Consider the following 14167-nt stretch of genomic DNA (forward strand, 5'->3'; position numbering starts at 1 on the left):
GAGTTTTTTTGTCATTTAATCTGTACAGAGAAGATAAATAAATAGCTTCAGTTTTATGATAAGGGAGTTGGCGGAGTTTGTCAAGTAAGTTTTTCGCTTCTGCGGGCTACTTGAATAACGGCTACAATGTTCATACAGCTATGTACATAGCTGGAACCCAAAAAAAGAACCAAGTAGCCAAGCTACTTGGATGACAGAAGGTAATATAAGAAGTCTATTGGCTCTCGTATACCTTAGTGAAACTTAACAAGTTTATCTATAGTTTTAGTGATGATTCTTGGAGTATCCGGAGAAACTGCTGAGCTCAGCCTATTTAGTCGCTCTATAGCAAACTCGCTGTTCTCATTTGTTATGAAATCACATAAAATATTTTCTATATCCTTAGTAACACTTTCATGCTTCCTCAGAGGATGATTATGTGGATACCTATTGATGGTTCTGATGCTAGAATACTCAACAAAAGCTTGATCCTTAAAAGCAAGTTGTCTCAATTTCTCTTTGAATTTTCCTTCTTCCTCTTTTGCTAAAAGGCGAGACTTTATCAGTGATTTTATAATCAAATTTATAGCTTGATGCATTTCAGAATGCACTATAACTTTAATGGTATTTTCTTCTACTATACAATCATAAATACTTTTTTCGCTCTTTAGTGACTCTATAAGCGTTCTGCTATTTTGTGAATTCAATTCCAAATTCTCTTCACTCATAGGAGTTATTATGAAGGTGTTCTTACTCACTCTGATGTTAAATTGTGGAGAGCCTTCAGAAAAGGAAAATGCTACATCCTTAAATTCAAGTGCATGATTGTATGCAGCAAAAAGGGTGTGTGCTATAACACTGCTGGGCACCTTCATTCCATGTTTACTCAGGTGGTTCAATACATTTTCAACCTCATGATATGTAAAGTCTGTATCTTTTAGCAATTCAACAACTTCTATGCCGTTGTGTTGTTTATACTCTATTCTCACTTCTTCTGTAAAAAGTGTTTTAGCTGCTATATGTTTATCAAGCACTGTGAAAATCTTGATGAAATTCTCTAAATCTTGTTTGTTAACTAATTCGATACTAATTAAGTTTCTGCTAATAATTGAAATATTTTTTGTCATTTTTTCCCACTAAAAAAACTCACTGAATGAATTGTATTTTTAATTCATTAAGAATTGTTTAAAGTGAGCATACTAGTTTTCATTTACGTATTACACGACAAAACAAGATAAAAAGTTACATAAAATCATCATGTGGTATAACACACTCTCCACATTCATCATTGCTGTTTGTGTAGGTTGTGACATCAGTGTGATTGTCATTATTATTTAGCATATCATCCAACTTTCCTTCTTTTTCAAGATCCATCAATTTGTCACCCCCCCCAATGTGCTTATCGTTGATAAAAATCTGTGGAACTGTTCTAACGTTATACTTTGATTTTATGTCGTTAAATAGATCTGAGTTTTTGAGCACATCAATTTCTTCATACTTCACACCTTTTTTATCTAGTAAATCCTTTGCCCTTATGCAGTATGGACAGCCCTTCTTTACATATATCACAACATTTTTCACAATTTATCTCCGTAGCTTACTAAAATATAGTTATTATATATAAGAAACATGTAAAAACATCAAATTGTATGAAAATTATTTATAATTGTGAGCAAGGAATAGAAAATAATATAGCACTAACCTTCGGAAATTTCGATGGCATTCATTTAGGACACGAGTTTGCAATTTCTACTCTAAAGAAGGTAGCACAAGAAAGAGGATTACCCTCTGCAGTTTTAACTTTTGAGCCTCACCCATCAACTGTTTTATTTGGTAGAAACAATTTTAGGTTAATAGACCAAGAACAAAAAAAGGAACTAATCAGCAGCTATGGTATAGATTACTTATATATTATTAATTTTAATAGAGGTTTTTCTGAGGTTAGCTGCGATGACTTTATCAGTGAGATTTTAATAGATAAATATGGCGCTAAACACATAATTGTCGGAGAAAATTGCACTTTTGGTCATAAACGATTGGGTAATATATTAACTCTAGAGAAATATTCTGAAATATATGGATACTCTTTGACTAAATTAGAGCCATTAACAATTGACGGCAAAATTTGCTCTTCTTCTTCAATAAGGGAGTATGTACAAAGGGGCGAAATAGAAATTGCTAATAAATTGCTCGGCAGGCCTTATCAAGTTTCTGGTGTTGTGACAAAAGGTGCATGTAGAGGTAGAGAAATAGGATTTCCAACCATAAATATTCCTATAGAAGATTGCATGATAAAACCTAAGTTTGGCACATATTACGCTAGAGTGACTTTTCCTGATAGTAATCCAAATTGGTTATATGGAGTAGTCAATATTGGTATGAGACCTACTTTTAAGGATCTGAAAAAGCCTATAATAGAAATGCACATATTCGATTTTGATGAAGACGTATATAGTCATAAAGTCAATATACAACTTTTAAAATTCATAAGGTCAGAAAAAAAATTCCATAGTATTGAGGAGTTAACAAAACAGATAAATTATGATATACTTAAAGTTTATAGGTTAAAGGCAAATTTATGAAAAAGTTATGCTTAGTTGTTATATTAATTATAGTATTGATTGACCAAACGAGCAAATTGTACATAAACTCATTGATTGATGAAGGAGAATCAATTGAGATCGCTAGTTTTATAAAACTAGTTGAAGTTTGGAATTCAGGTATTAGTTTTGGAATGTGTAGCGCTTTACCACATGGCGGTTTCTTTTTTTCAGCATTTTCAATACTAATAATTGGTATACTTGCATATTTGATATACAAGTCTGACGATCAGTCAACTTACCTTGGTTTTTCTCTGATGATTGGTGGAGCAATCGGAAACGTAGTTGATAGGATCTATTGGGGAGCTGTATATGATTTCATATATTTTCATATTGATGATTGGTATTGGCCAGCCTTTAATTTAGCAGATTTATCTATAGTTTGTGGAATGTTTACATTGTTATATAAGTGGTATATATACGATATGCTTATTTCCAAACAAAATGAGGAATAAAATAATTGTTTTTATATTAGGTCGAAATAATGCTTCATAAGTTTTTTAGTTTTCTTATACTACCTGTACTTTTTTTTACTTACCCAATTTCTTCGAATGCTTTAAACATAGAGCACAACATAAAATATACTAAACTCAGTAACGGACTAGATGTTTATGTTGTTTCTAATCATCGGATTCCAGCCGTTTTACATGCAGTAATATACAAAGTTGGGGGAATGGATGATCCAATCGGCAAAGCAGGATTGGCTCACTACTTTGAACATTTAATGTTTGAAACTACAGGGAAGTTCACAGATATAGAAGCCACTATGAGTAGCATTGGGGCTCAATTTAACGCATTTACCACTAAAGAATATACCTGTTATTTTGAGTTGATCCCCAAAAAAGATTTACCACTTGCAATGGAAGTTGAAGCAGATAGAATGGGCAGCTTTAATGTTACTCAAGACAAAATAGATAGAGAAAAAAACATCGTATTAGAAGAAAGAAAGATGAGATTTGATAACCAACCTCATAACTTGTTATGGGAAGAAATGGATAGTGCATTTTACCGTACTGGCTATGGTAGGTCTGTTATCGGCTGGGAGAGCGATATCAAAACTTACAATTTGGATGACATAACGAGGTTTCATGATAACTATTATCACTCCGGCAATGCAATATTACTGATTGTGGGTGATGTGGAACTTGATGAAGTAGTGAAATTAGCAGAAGAAAAATATGGCGAAATTAAAGCTAAGCCTGTAATGAGAAATTACCCAAATCAGGATCCAGTGCATAATGCAGGTCTATCGGTGACCTTAGAGAGCACTGAAGTAAAAGAATCAGTTTTATATTTTCGTTATCGTGTTCCCTTATTTGATCACATAAATGAAGCCTCTGCTTATCATTTAGCGGTTGACATTTTAGGTGGCGGCAAATCCAGCAAACTGTATAAAGATTTGGTTTTAGATAAAGATGTGGCAGTATCAGTGTTTGCTTATTATAATAGCCTAGCTTTTAGTGATGGCTACATTGATATTATGATAATTCCAAAAAGTGGCGCTAATTTAGATATTGTTGAAAGAGAGTTAGATAATGCTATTAATGGCTTCGTATCTAAAGGGGTGACGAGCGAGGAATTACAAAGCTCAAAATATAGGTATAAGGCAGCACAGTTTGATAATCTATCTGACTTAACTCATATAGCGATGTTCTATGTGCCACACCTTGCACTTGGTATTCCACTTGATGAAATAGATATTTCATATAGCAAGATTAATGATGTCAATCTAGAGGATGTAAATAATAAAATCCGTGCTATTTTTTCTGCTAATAAGTTAATTGGTCGTTTATTACCAAAAGGAGATAATAATGAGAATAAGTAAAATTATATTTCTATTTTTTTTCTGTCTAGGCTTTAATTTACAAGCAAGTGGTAACCTAAATATAGAGGAGGTCACTACCCGTAAAGGATTTAAGTTTTTATTTGTAGAAAATCATGATTTGCCAAAAGTTTCACTAAATATATCGTTCAAGGATGCAGGTTATGTGTATGAGAATAAGGAAAAACAGGGGCTTGCTTGGTTTACTTCTCTTGTAATCCAAGAAGGGGCAGGAAAAAATGATGCCAAAGATTTTGCGAAAAAGCTTGAAGATAAAGGGATTAGTTTAAATTTTATTGCTGATTTAGAAGCATTTAGGGTTTCATTAAATACTTTGTCTGACAATCTAGAGGAAGCAATTTCATTACTGAGCGATACTATAATGCGTCCTAAAGTTGACCCTGAAGGGTTGAATAGAGTTTTCGAGAAAGCCAAAGTTGATTTTAATAATCTTGAAAAAAATCCTTATTTTGTTGCTGGAAAAGAATTAGATACGTTATTGTTTAAAAAACATCCTTACTCAAAAAGTGTGTACGGTACTCTTGATACTATAATGAGCATTACTAGAGACGATGTTTTAACATACATAAAGCGTAATTTTGCTAAAGATAACATAGTTATCAGTGTTGCTGGTTGTACAAAAAAAGAAGAAATTATTACGCTATTAGATAAATATTTATCTAAATTGCCGTCAAAAAGATCAAAAGTTAGAAAAATACCTGTAAAAAATAATTTTGGTTCTGCAGAAAGTAAGAATATTTTTATGGATATACCACAGAGTGTGATACTTTTTGCTCAAAAAGGTATAGCTTATGAAGATCCTAATTATTATAACGCTGGTGTCTTAATTGATGCACTTGGTGGCATGAGGCTGAATTCAATATTAATGACAGAACTGAGGCAAAACTTGGGTATTACTTATGGTGTTTATGCAAGTATTATTTCCAATAAACATGGAAATATTATATCTGGATTTATAAGTACTGATAGTTCTACTGCTGGCAAAGCTATATCAGCAGTAAGAGATACATTTAGCAGAATAAAAAAGCAAGGAATTGACGAACAATTGTTCAAGGATGCAAAAATTGGCTTGGTAAATAATCTTGTCCTTTTCCTGTCCAATAACACAAATACAGCAACGCTGCTAGATAATATGCAGATAAATGATCGTGATGTTAACCGTATAAATAATTATGCGAATATCATTAATGATGTTAAATTAGAGGAAGTAAACGAACTGGCAAGTTCTTTACTGGAACCTGAAAATTTATTTTTTGTTGAAGTTGGAAAAAACGCTCAAGGTCAATAATTATTACAGTCATATATCTTCTGCTATTGACCTTACTGCTTCTACATAACACTTATGCTCCTCAGCTAGAATGCGTTCTGAGAGGCTTTGAATATCATCAGCTGGTAACACTGGTACAACAACTTGAGCAATTATGGCTCCAGCATCAACTTCAGGAGTGACATAATGTACAGTACAACCTGTAATTTTTACACCTGCTTTTAGAGCTTGCTCTTGAGCGTTTAGGCCTTTAAAAGACGGAAGTAAAGAGGGATGAATATTTATCACCTTGTTATGCCATTTACTCAGAAAATCAGCTTTGAGAATTCTCATAAACCCTGCAAGGCAAATTAAATCAACCTTATGTTGAACAAGTATTTCGTGAATTTTACCAGCATCAAGCGGTTTATCTTTAACAATAAACGCTGAGATTCCTGCTTGCTCTGCTATTTTCAGACCAGCAGCTTCGCTATTATTTGTGATAACACATGCAACTTCTGCGGAAAAATTCTGATCTTGACATGCTTCTATTAAGGCCTGCATATTCGACCCCCTACCTGAAATTAGTATTCCGAGTTTTATCTTTTTCATTATAGCACAGTTAGTTTAGAATTTAGTTAATACTAACAAAACAGCTCAAAAGGAAAACTTATTTTATAGCAAAGAAGGCAGACTAAACTCTTTATATAAGTGGACCTCTAATTTTGGACCTCACTGGACAACACAAAATAACGAATAGCCCCATGTACCCAGCTAAAACTAGCTTTAATGCTTAGATATTGTGCTATTTTTGTATAATATACTACTATAAGTATATATTTTTGTAATCGCGTTATTATTTATTTAACAAAGTATTAGTATAATTTATTACACTGGATTAAATGGAGAAAGTTCAATGAGTAAATTACCGAACAATGCAAAAATAGGTAAATCTCAGGTTACTCAGTGGGAGGTAATAAAAAATTGTGAATATGCTGATAATTGCTTGTCAAAAATAGTAACTTTGTACGTTATTAGAATAACTCAGCTATCAGATTTTTATACGAGTGACGAACCTGAAATTAACACTGTTTTAGCAAGAATAAGCGTGACAAGTGAAAATGTATTTTTAAACAAGGCTACTACTATTGAAGTTATGGAAGGTATTTTTCCGTATAAATTCAACAGCAAGAAGAGAAATAACGTATTAAGGTTAGAAGATTTGTATAATTATTTATGTTCTATTGTTAACAATAGCCTTCCAAAAGAAATGCTTGAAAGTCTTGTAAGGGAATATAAGGATGCTGTTAACTTATTTAAAGCAATTACTTAACTGAACGTAGTATTTTTAAGATTTTATTTTCTATTTCAGAAATGCCGCTTTCAAGATCTTTATCTATCAAATACATGGTAGAGAAATATGTTTTCTGCTTACTTTCAACATTGATAGTTAAAGTTCCGGGAGTGATTGTGACTGAATTGGCAAATAACGCAATGCTTTCATCATTATGCCCTTTGCATTTTCTTAGAATAATGATTGGCTCAAGCTTAGATTTGAGTTGTAGCACCTTTTTTGTTACATAAACACTTGATAAAATGATTTGGTACATTAACCATGGTATATAACTTACTAACTTATAAAACGACAGTCTACTCGTACTATTTAAAATCTGGCTAAGAGCTCTTTCAGCGTTTATCAACCTTCTAAAGATAAACGATGTGAATATAGAGGAAAACACTCCACAAAAAATAAAAAACGGCTCAAAATAACCAGACAATACAGTCCATAGAACAAATAAAATTATAAATGACAGAGAAAAAAACTTGATTTCCTTCCTAAAGTTGAGGTTTTTCATAGTCTGTAATATAACTTAAATGACTCTTTAAGGAAAGATAATAACGAATATTTAGGTTCTTGACTTCTATGTTAAAAGATATAACAACTAAGTTATGTATTTTAAGTGAGGAAGTTATGAAATATGACAAATTTATGGAAATATTAAAAAAATAAATGACCTTTCAGATTTGAGCAAGGACAATATAGTTGAAAAAATAAAAGCTAAGTTACAAGAAGAAGATCCAGATTTATGTCAAGAGTGGGAAAAGAGTAAACCTGACAACGATAGTGGATCTGGCATAAATTACATATTTACTATATCTCGTGGTCAAAATTCTAAGGAAGTCAAATTGTTACATCTTGCTTCTTATTGGAACTGTGCAAATGTAGCAAAAGCTCTGATTGAAAACGGGGCAGATATTAATGCAGAATATGATAATAAAATTACTCCTTTACATATTGCTGCTCACTATGGCCACGAGGATGTAGTAACCATTCTAACTGGAAAAGGAGCAATTGTTGATGCAAAAAATGGTGATGGATGGACTTCTTTACATTTTGCTGTTGAAAAGAACCACGAAAATGTAGTAAACACTCTAATTGGAAAAGGAGCAAATGTTAATGCAGAAAATGATAAAGGATGGGCTCCTTTACATCTTGCTATTACAAATGGCCACAAAGAGATAGTACAAGTTCTATCAAAAGCAGAAGGAATCAACGTTGATGCAAAAAATAGTGATGGGTGGACTCCTTTACATCTTGCTGCTGCAAATGGCCGCGAAGATATAGTAGAAACTCTAATTGAAAAAGGAGCAGATGTTAATGCGAAAGATCATTATAAATGGACTCCTTTAACATTTGCTTCTCAAAAAGGCCATGAAGTGGTAAAAGGAGCTCTATTAAAGGCACAAGAGAACATCAAAGCTTTGCATTCAGCTGTTAAACATAATAATGAGGAGGAGGTGAAAAACCTATTAAATAAAGGAGTAAACGTTAATGCAAAAGATGATGATGGATGTACTCCTTTACATCTTGCTGCCAGAGAGGGCTGCGAAGATGTAGTAAAAACTCTCATTGCAAAAGGAGCAAATGTTAATGCAGAAGGTATTGTGGACGAGACTCCTTTACATCTTGCAGCCAGAGGGGGCCATAAAGATGTAGTAGACATTCTAATCGCAAAAGGAGCAACGGTTAATGCACAAAATAATAAAAGATATACTCCTTTACATATTGCTGCTGAAAAGAACCACATAGAAGTAGTAAAAATTCTAGTTGAGAAAGCAGATGTTAATGCAGAAGGTATTGAGGACAAGACTCCTTTACATCTTGCTGCTGCAAAGGGCCATAAGGATGTAGTAGAAACTCTAATTGCAAACAAAGTAAATGTTAATGCAGAAGATGATGATAGATGTACACCTTTACATCTTGCTGCTGAAGGGAACCACATAGAGGTAGTAAAAATTCTAGTTGAGAAAGCAGATGTTAATATAAAGGATGCTGATAGATGGACTCCTTTGCATGTTGCTGCTGCAAATGGCCACGAAGATGTAGTAAAAACTCTAATCGCAAAAGGAGCAAAGGTTAAGGCAAAAAATGGTGATAGACGTACTCCTTTACATCTTGCTGCTAAAAATGGCCACGAAGGTATAGTAAAAGTTCTGCTAGAAGCTTGAGCAGACCCTTCATTAAAAGATGTTGATGGAAAAACGCCAAGAGACCTCACTAAAGATCAAGGTATAATTCAGCTTTTAGAGGAAGCGGAAAAAAAGCAAACGTTAAAAAATGAGAATAAAAAAACGCCAAAGGATCTTACTGAAAATAAAGATGTAATGCAGCTTCCAGAGAAAAAGGAAGAAAAACAAATTGGAAAAAATGCAATTGTGAAAGAAAAAGAACAATCTGCAAAAAATGCAATTGTAAAAGGTGTTATTGTGTGTTTTGTAACTGCAGTGATAGTTGGTGTTGCACTTGCATTTGCTACTGCCCTATCTGTACCAGCAATAATTGGACTAGCTGCAGGATCTGCGCTCATAGTTGGTGCTGGTCAATATATAATGTCAAAGCCTAAACCTGAAATGAAAGAAGTAAAGGAACCTGTGCCTAGAGAGACAGAAAAAGCACTTACTTGATTTTTGTTATCCTGTTGCTATCAGACTAGCCTGGCACCTTATATTTATTGGGATAACTGTTTTATTATGAATTAAGTCAAAAACTCTGTAATATATTGAAGCTTAAAGATATCTTTAGATATGGAAGTTATTGCAGAAAATAGGAAAGCAAGGTTTGAATATTTCATCTTAGAAGAATTTGAAGCGGGTATGGTCTTATTAAGCAGTGAAGTTAAATCGCTAAGAGAAAGAAAAGTAAATATTTCCGACGCCTACGTTGTTGAAAAGAATAGCGAAGTATGGCTGCACAATATGCATATTGCAGAATATAAAGCTGCGAACCGAAAAAATCATAAACCAAAAAGGGAACGTAAATTACTCTTGCATAAAAAGGAGATAAATAAACTAATTGGTCAAATCAAGACTGCTGGGATAACTGTTGTGCCGCTTTCGGTCTATTTTAACGATAAAGGATTTGCAAAAACTAAAATTGCCATTGTAAAAGGAAAAAAACTCTACGATAAGAGAGCAACCATAAAACAGAGAGAGTGGGATCGTGAAAAAAGTAGATTGTCTAAGAATAATTTATAGCAAAATATGTCTTTAAATCCAGTAATTTTCAGCATCGGTCCTGTTTCTATATATTGGTATTCCTTAGCCTACGTTTTGGGTATAGTGTTTGCATATTGGTATTTACATAAGCTAGATGACCAAAAAATATTTACTAAGAATTTTTACGATTCGTTATTAACAGCCACTATTGTAGGTATTATCCTTGGAGGTAGACTTGGCTACGTATTGATATATGATCCAGTTCTTTATATAAGCAACCCTATTGAGATATTGAAGACCTGGGAAGGAGGGATGTCATTTCATGGTGGTGCTATAGGAGTTTTGCTTGCAGTAATAATTTCGTGTAAAAGACATAATATCCCTACATTTTATGCACTGGACCTAGTTTCTTGCGGAGTTCCCATAGGTTTATTTTTAGGTCGCATAGGCAATTTTATAAACGGAGAGTTATTTGGCAGAGTTACAACTATGCCATGGGGTATGGTATTTCCAGAGAGTGGTGATAATTTGCTGCATCATCCAAGCCAGCTTTATGAGGCACTTTTTGAAGGACTGCTACTTTTTGCAGTTGCAAATTCACTGTTTTTCTTAACTAGAATAAGACTGTATCACGGTGCGTTAACTGGTATTGCAGTTATGTGGTATGGAATAGCACGTTTTTTCGTTGAGTTTTTTCGCGAACCAGACTATCAAATTGGCTATTTGTGGCTTGATTTAACTATGGGGCAGTTGCTTTCTATACCTATGGTTTTGCTAGGAATGCTTGTATATCTAGGCGCATTAAATTTAAAATTTAATACGAAATCTGTCACATAGAGAAAAGGTGAGTTCAATAGAAAAATGTAGCCAGAAGCCCCACATTATGCACAATTGTACGAATTTTCTGCGTTGCAGTAGAATGAATCGGTGGGCTTTGTTGCATCGCTAGCTATGATGGATTAAAGATAAAAAAGGTGGAGAATATCAGTAGCTTATTATTCTGGTATTTATAACAAGAAAGCAACAAGGACAACATTGCAAATTTAGAGTTCAAAAGGGTTATTCCTCGAGAACTACTGCGTCAGAAAGCTGGCGTTGAATTTGTATATAATGTTGACCTTGGAGGTTTTTATGAATAATAGTGAGAGAAAAGAAAAATTGGAAACTCGCATTTTATCAAGTAGAGGCAGGTCTTTACTTGACCATGAGCTACTGGAACGTACTCTATCTGAATGTGAAGAAGGAAGAGAAGTGGCCAAAAAGCTAATAGAGCTCTTTAGTAGTTTAGGAAGGGTAATTAACGCTGACTTTCATGAGCTAAAAAATGTTACAGGAATGAATGATGGAGCAATAGCAAGTATCTTTTGTCTGAAAGAGATTTTCGATAGGATACTGAAAGGTAAGTTAAAAAAGCTGTCGATTCTTGATAACAGAGAAGAGCTACTAAAATACTTTAAAACAGCAATAGGGCAGTCACGAAAGGAAAGCTTGCGAGTAATATACTTAGATCGAAGTGGTCATTTGATATACGAGTATATTCAAGACTGTGGAACTATAGACAGAGTACCTCTATATGTGAGAGAAATAATCAAACAGGGATTACTGATCGATGCATCATCTATTGCAATTTCACATAATCATCCAAGTGGAGATACAGAACCATCAAAGGAGGATGAGGATAACACACTTACATTAGCTGCAACCTGTGAAAATGTAGGGATGAAATTGATAGATCATATAATCGTAACACAGAAGAGCCACTTTAGTTTTTATGACAGTGGTTTATTGTAATCTGTAGACTGGAAGGAGAGTTCTCTAGCTCTCCTTCTTTTTTTTCACTTCATAAATTAAAAAATTCAATATAAGCTTGAGCAGCTAAAATTAGTAATGAAAGGTGGAATTAGGCAAAAAAATAAAAGAACTTAGATTATACTGTGGTTTAACACAAACTGAGTTGGGAAAGAAAATAGGCGTTTCGTATAGACAAATACAAAGGTACGAAAATAGTTCAAACCAAATTTTGGCCAGTAGGCTATACGACTTAGCAAAAGCACTATCGATTAATGTGGCTGATTTTTTTACTGATGTGCATGTCGACTCACATGAAACTTATGATGAAGAAATACTAAAATTAGTCAAAGGATATAATGAAATTAAAAGCAAAAGGTTACGTAGCGTAGTTTATATATTGGTAAAATCTTTTTCTCAAAGTTACAATGAGAGTTAGTATTGCTTCAATACCTCAGTTAATATATTAATAAATGATTGTACAAGATGAACAACATCCTATTGATAAACAAATAGGTGAAAGAATAAGGAAGAGAAGGTTAATATGCGGTTTTAGCCAAAGAGACTTAGGAAAAAAGCTCGGAATTTCATTTCAGCATATACAAGGATATGAAACTGGAGAGGTAAGGCTTGTAATTGATAGATTGTATAATTTGGCAGAAGCTTTGTCCGTTGATATGTCATATTTTTTTACCAAAGCTTCTGAAGACTTACACGATAAGGCCTTTTGTAGCGATGTGGGTAGTGAAGAAATATCAAGGCTAGTGAGGGAATACAGGAAAATTAAGGATGAAACGTTGCGTGATATTGTGCATTCAGTGATAAAAGCGCTTGCCAATAAATAATATTGCCTGAATATATCTTCAATCCACTTCTACAAGCAATGCTAGTTAAGGTAAATTTTTTATGGTAATTTTGATTAAATTTCAAGAACTACTTTACTTTGCAATAATTATGGCTATGTAAAAACATAGCCACCAATCAAGAACGTCCTACAGATGTCGTTTTGGTATCTTTTAATTTGCTCACCCAAGAAAAGGTCTCACTACTTTTAGAATTTTGGTCGCCCCACCTTCCACATCTAGTAAAGCTGCCTTTTTCCACTACTTCTTTAACAGACATTCCACCAAATAAACAACCCTTTCCTACGATTTCTCCTATTTCTTGCAACTCGTTCCACATTTCTTCATCTTCTACCTCAACTTGTACTTGATGATAGTCTTCTGTGTCATGATATACCATTAAATTTAGCTCTCCTAGGCTAGTGCAAAGTGTTACTGTAAAAGCGCTGTTATCGGATATATCTACGTAATTTCTTTTACCGTCTTTCCCAGTTTTGACCTCAACTTCACCATCACCTATTTTTATGATACTACCGCCAAGGTTTAAGTCTCCTTTACTTAAGCCCAAATTTTTTGCACCTTCTACAACTTTGGCAACATCAACTATGCAGCTATGTGAAAATTCAATATAGAAGGTCTTATTATCGATTTCTACATCTTCAACAGTTCCTTCTATAGTAGCGTCTTCTCCAACTTCCCTAAGTTTCTTGAGCCTACTATATATTTGTGGCTCAATTTCTTTTTGCACTTTTTGATACATTTCAGCTATTTTCTTATCAACTTGTACATTAAAATCTGCTCCATGTAAGGCTAACTTTCTGATTATATCTTCTTGTTTATTTTCTTTGAATTCATCACGATACATCTTAAACATTGTAACGTTAGTGAAGCTAAAGCCATCTTCGTTGCGAGCGTTTACTCTTATTCCTAAATCCAAAGCTTCATCGACGATTTTACTTAATTTGTCTAGATTTTCAGCTGCAATAGCTTTTTCCAAGAATTCATTTAATTTCACATTTTCATATTCACTTAGCCTTATCTTGCATAAAGCTGATCGAAATGGATTGAGCTCCTCAGGATATGTTAAGACAGGTAATTTACTAATCTTTTTATTTGCTGTTGGAGCAGCTTTTATAAAATTAGGTAATAACCCTTCTTTTGCTATTCGCTCTACCGCTTTTAACATTTTACTAGACAATTTTTTACCATTTATTTTTTTCATTGTAACCCTCACTTAATTTCATTACTATTCGATCATATCGTGATAAATATTATTTAATTGTTAATATTATACGACTTATTGATTTACTGTATATTATAATAACAAGTTTTGCGGGCATCTACACTAGAAAAACACATCCTATAAAAATTA

General features: G+C 33.5%; 17 protein-coding genes. 12 read left to right on the forward strand and 5 right to left on the reverse strand.

Annotation, left to right across the window (positions count from 1 at the left end; genetic code table 11):
* Window positions 1-233 precede the first annotated feature (233 nt).
* Entirely contained in the window at window positions 234-1106 is an 873-nt protein-coding gene (locus ACQH3L_RS05080; protein WP_070356897.1) for a hypothetical protein, read from the reverse strand.
* A gap of 115 nt (window positions 1107-1221) precedes the next feature.
* Window positions 1222-1560 (reverse strand): glutaredoxin 3, encoded by a 339-nt coding sequence (gene grxC, locus ACQH3L_RS05085; protein ID WP_425384709.1) that lies wholly within the window; start codon window positions 1558-1560, stop codon window positions 1222-1224.
* A gap of 68 nt (window positions 1561-1628) precedes the next feature.
* On the opposite strand from grxC, the gene ribF reads away from it, so the two are divergent.
* Genes ribF through ACQH3L_RS05105 form a run of 4 tightly spaced genes read left to right on the forward strand, consistent with a single transcriptional unit; the run spans window position 1629 to window position 5710 of the window.
* The gene (ribF, locus tag ACQH3L_RS05090; protein WP_010082493.1) at window positions 1629-2561 is read left to right on the forward strand and encodes a riboflavin biosynthesis protein RibF; all 933 of its coding nucleotides are present in this window, start codon (window positions 1629-1631) and stop codon (window positions 2559-2561) included.
* Complete coding sequence (gene lspA, locus ACQH3L_RS05095) at window positions 2558-3034, forward strand: signal peptidase II (protein WP_006279329.1); 477 nt, start codon at window positions 2558-2560, stop codon at window positions 3032-3034. Before ribF ends, lspA begins: the two co-directional genes overlap by 4 nt.
* Before the next feature lie 29 nt (window positions 3035-3063).
* Window positions 3064-4404, forward strand: a complete 1341-nt coding sequence (locus ACQH3L_RS05100) for a M16 family metallopeptidase (RefSeq protein ID WP_425384710.1) — start codon at window positions 3064-3066, stop codon at window positions 4402-4404.
* The gene (locus ACQH3L_RS05105) at window positions 4391-5710 is read left to right on the forward strand and encodes a M16 family metallopeptidase (RefSeq protein WP_425384711.1); all 1320 of its coding nucleotides are present in this window, start codon (window positions 4391-4393) and stop codon (window positions 5708-5710) included. The genes ACQH3L_RS05100 and ACQH3L_RS05105 overlap by 14 nt, the downstream gene beginning before the upstream one ends.
* A 9-nt stretch (window positions 5711-5719) precedes the next feature.
* Here the strand turns inward: ACQH3L_RS05105 and purN are convergent, their stop codons facing one another.
* Window positions 5720-6280: a phosphoribosylglycinamide formyltransferase gene (gene purN / locus ACQH3L_RS05110; RefSeq protein WP_010082490.1), complete on the reverse strand. Its 561-nt coding sequence runs from the start codon at window positions 6278-6280 to the stop codon at window positions 5720-5722.
* 304 nt (window positions 6281-6584) lie between these two features.
* Here purN and ACQH3L_RS05115 point away from each other — a divergent pair, with 304 nt between their 5' ends.
* Entirely contained in the window at window positions 6585-7001 is a 417-nt protein-coding gene (locus tag ACQH3L_RS05115; RefSeq protein WP_010082489.1) for a hypothetical protein, read from the forward strand.
* Here ACQH3L_RS05115 and ACQH3L_RS05120 read toward each other — a convergent pair.
* Window positions 6994-7524: a Na+/H+ antiporter subunit E gene (locus ACQH3L_RS05120; protein WP_010962821.1), complete on the reverse strand. Its 531-nt coding sequence runs from the start codon at window positions 7522-7524 to the stop codon at window positions 6994-6996. The genes ACQH3L_RS05115 and ACQH3L_RS05120 overlap by 8 nt on opposite strands.
* A gap of 169 nt (window positions 7525-7693) precedes the next feature.
* On the opposite strand from ACQH3L_RS05120, the gene ACQH3L_RS05125 reads away from it, so the two are divergent.
* The 7 genes from ACQH3L_RS05125 (at window position 7694) to ACQH3L_RS05155 (ending at window position 12798) form a co-directional block, all read left to right on the forward strand.
* Window positions 7694-9178, forward strand: a complete 1485-nt coding sequence (locus ACQH3L_RS05125; RefSeq protein ID WP_425384712.1) for an ankyrin repeat domain-containing protein — start codon at window positions 7694-7696, stop codon at window positions 9176-9178.
* Window positions 9179-9334: 156 nt separating this feature from the next.
* Window positions 9335-9634, forward strand: coding sequence for a hypothetical protein (locus ACQH3L_RS05130; protein WP_274979368.1), 300 nt, complete (start codon window positions 9335-9337; stop codon window positions 9632-9634).
* Between the two features lie 120 nt (window positions 9635-9754).
* The gene (gene smpB / locus ACQH3L_RS05135; RefSeq protein ID WP_007548863.1) at window positions 9755-10204 is read left to right on the forward strand and encodes an SsrA-binding protein SmpB; all 450 of its coding nucleotides are present in this window, start codon (window positions 9755-9757) and stop codon (window positions 10202-10204) included.
* A gap of 6 nt (window positions 10205-10210) precedes the next feature.
* On the forward strand, window positions 10211-11002 hold the full coding sequence (lgt, locus tag ACQH3L_RS05140; RefSeq protein ID WP_010962823.1) for a prolipoprotein diacylglyceryl transferase: 792 nt from the start codon (window positions 10211-10213) through the stop codon (window positions 11000-11002).
* A gap of 294 nt (window positions 11003-11296) precedes the next feature.
* Entirely contained in the window at window positions 11297-11956 is a 660-nt protein-coding gene (locus ACQH3L_RS05145; RefSeq protein ID WP_012673223.1) for a JAB domain-containing protein, read from the forward strand.
* A gap of 103 nt (window positions 11957-12059) precedes the next feature.
* Window positions 12060-12392, forward strand: coding sequence for a helix-turn-helix domain-containing protein (locus ACQH3L_RS05150; RefSeq protein WP_041582615.1), 333 nt, complete (start codon window positions 12060-12062; stop codon window positions 12390-12392).
* 34 nt (window positions 12393-12426) lie between these two features.
* Window positions 12427-12798, forward strand: a complete 372-nt coding sequence (locus ACQH3L_RS05155) for a helix-turn-helix domain-containing protein (RefSeq protein ID WP_041582616.1) — start codon at window positions 12427-12429, stop codon at window positions 12796-12798.
* A gap of 136 nt (window positions 12799-12934) precedes the next feature.
* Here ACQH3L_RS05155 and ACQH3L_RS05160 read toward each other — a convergent pair whose 3' ends face one another.
* Window positions 12935-14017: a hypothetical protein gene (locus tag ACQH3L_RS05160; protein ID WP_012673224.1), complete on the reverse strand. Its 1083-nt coding sequence runs from the start codon at window positions 14015-14017 to the stop codon at window positions 12935-12937.
* Window positions 14018-14167 lie beyond the last annotated feature (150 nt).

Origin of the sequence: Wolbachia endosymbiont (group A) of Sturmia bella, from assembly GCF_964030905.1 — a bacterium.
GTDB classification, from domain to species: domain Bacteria; phylum Pseudomonadota; class Alphaproteobacteria; order Rickettsiales; family Anaplasmataceae; genus Wolbachia; species Wolbachia pipientis.

Excerpts from the sequence above, each read along its gene's own strand:
- ACQH3L_RS05120 (WP_010962821.1), bottom strand. The coding sequence starts at position 7,524 with ATGAAAAACCTCAACTTTAGGAAGGAAATCAAGTTTTTTTCTCTGTCA.
- smpB (WP_007548863.1), top strand. The coding sequence starts at position 9,755 with ATGGAAGTTATTGCAGAAAATAGGAAAGCAAGGTTTGAATATTTCATC.
- ACQH3L_RS05160 (WP_012673224.1), bottom strand. The coding sequence starts at position 14,017 with ATGAAAAAAATAAATGGTAAAAAATTGTCTAGTAAAATGTTAAAAGCG.
- ACQH3L_RS05155 (WP_041582616.1), top strand. The coding sequence starts at position 12,427 with ATGATTGTACAAGATGAACAACATCCTATTGATAAACAAATAGGTGAA.
- purN (WP_010082490.1), bottom strand. The coding sequence starts at position 6,280 with ATGAAAAAGATAAAACTCGGAATACTAATTTCAGGTAGGGGGTCGAAT.
- lgt (WP_010962823.1), top strand. The coding sequence starts at position 10,211 with ATGTCTTTAAATCCAGTAATTTTCAGCATCGGTCCTGTTTCTATATAT.
- ribF (WP_010082493.1), top strand. The coding sequence starts at position 1,629 with ATGAAAATTATTTATAATTGTGAGCAAGGAATAGAAAATAATATAGCA.
- ACQH3L_RS05130 (WP_274979368.1), top strand. The coding sequence starts at position 9,335 with ATGCAGCTTCCAGAGAAAAAGGAAGAAAAACAAATTGGAAAAAATGCA.
- ACQH3L_RS05100 (WP_425384710.1), top strand. The coding sequence starts at position 3,064 with ATGCTTCATAAGTTTTTTAGTTTTCTTATACTACCTGTACTTTTTTTT.
- ACQH3L_RS05080 (WP_070356897.1), bottom strand. The coding sequence starts at position 1,106 with ATGACAAAAAATATTTCAATTATTAGCAGAAACTTAATTAGTATCGAA.
- ACQH3L_RS05105 (WP_425384711.1), top strand. The coding sequence starts at position 4,391 with ATGAGAATAAGTAAAATTATATTTCTATTTTTTTTCTGTCTAGGCTTT.
- ACQH3L_RS05115 (WP_010082489.1), top strand. The coding sequence starts at position 6,585 with ATGAGTAAATTACCGAACAATGCAAAAATAGGTAAATCTCAGGTTACT.
- lspA (WP_006279329.1), top strand. The coding sequence starts at position 2,558 with ATGAAAAAGTTATGCTTAGTTGTTATATTAATTATAGTATTGATTGAC.
- ACQH3L_RS05145 (WP_012673223.1), top strand. The coding sequence starts at position 11,297 with ATGAATAATAGTGAGAGAAAAGAAAAATTGGAAACTCGCATTTTATCA.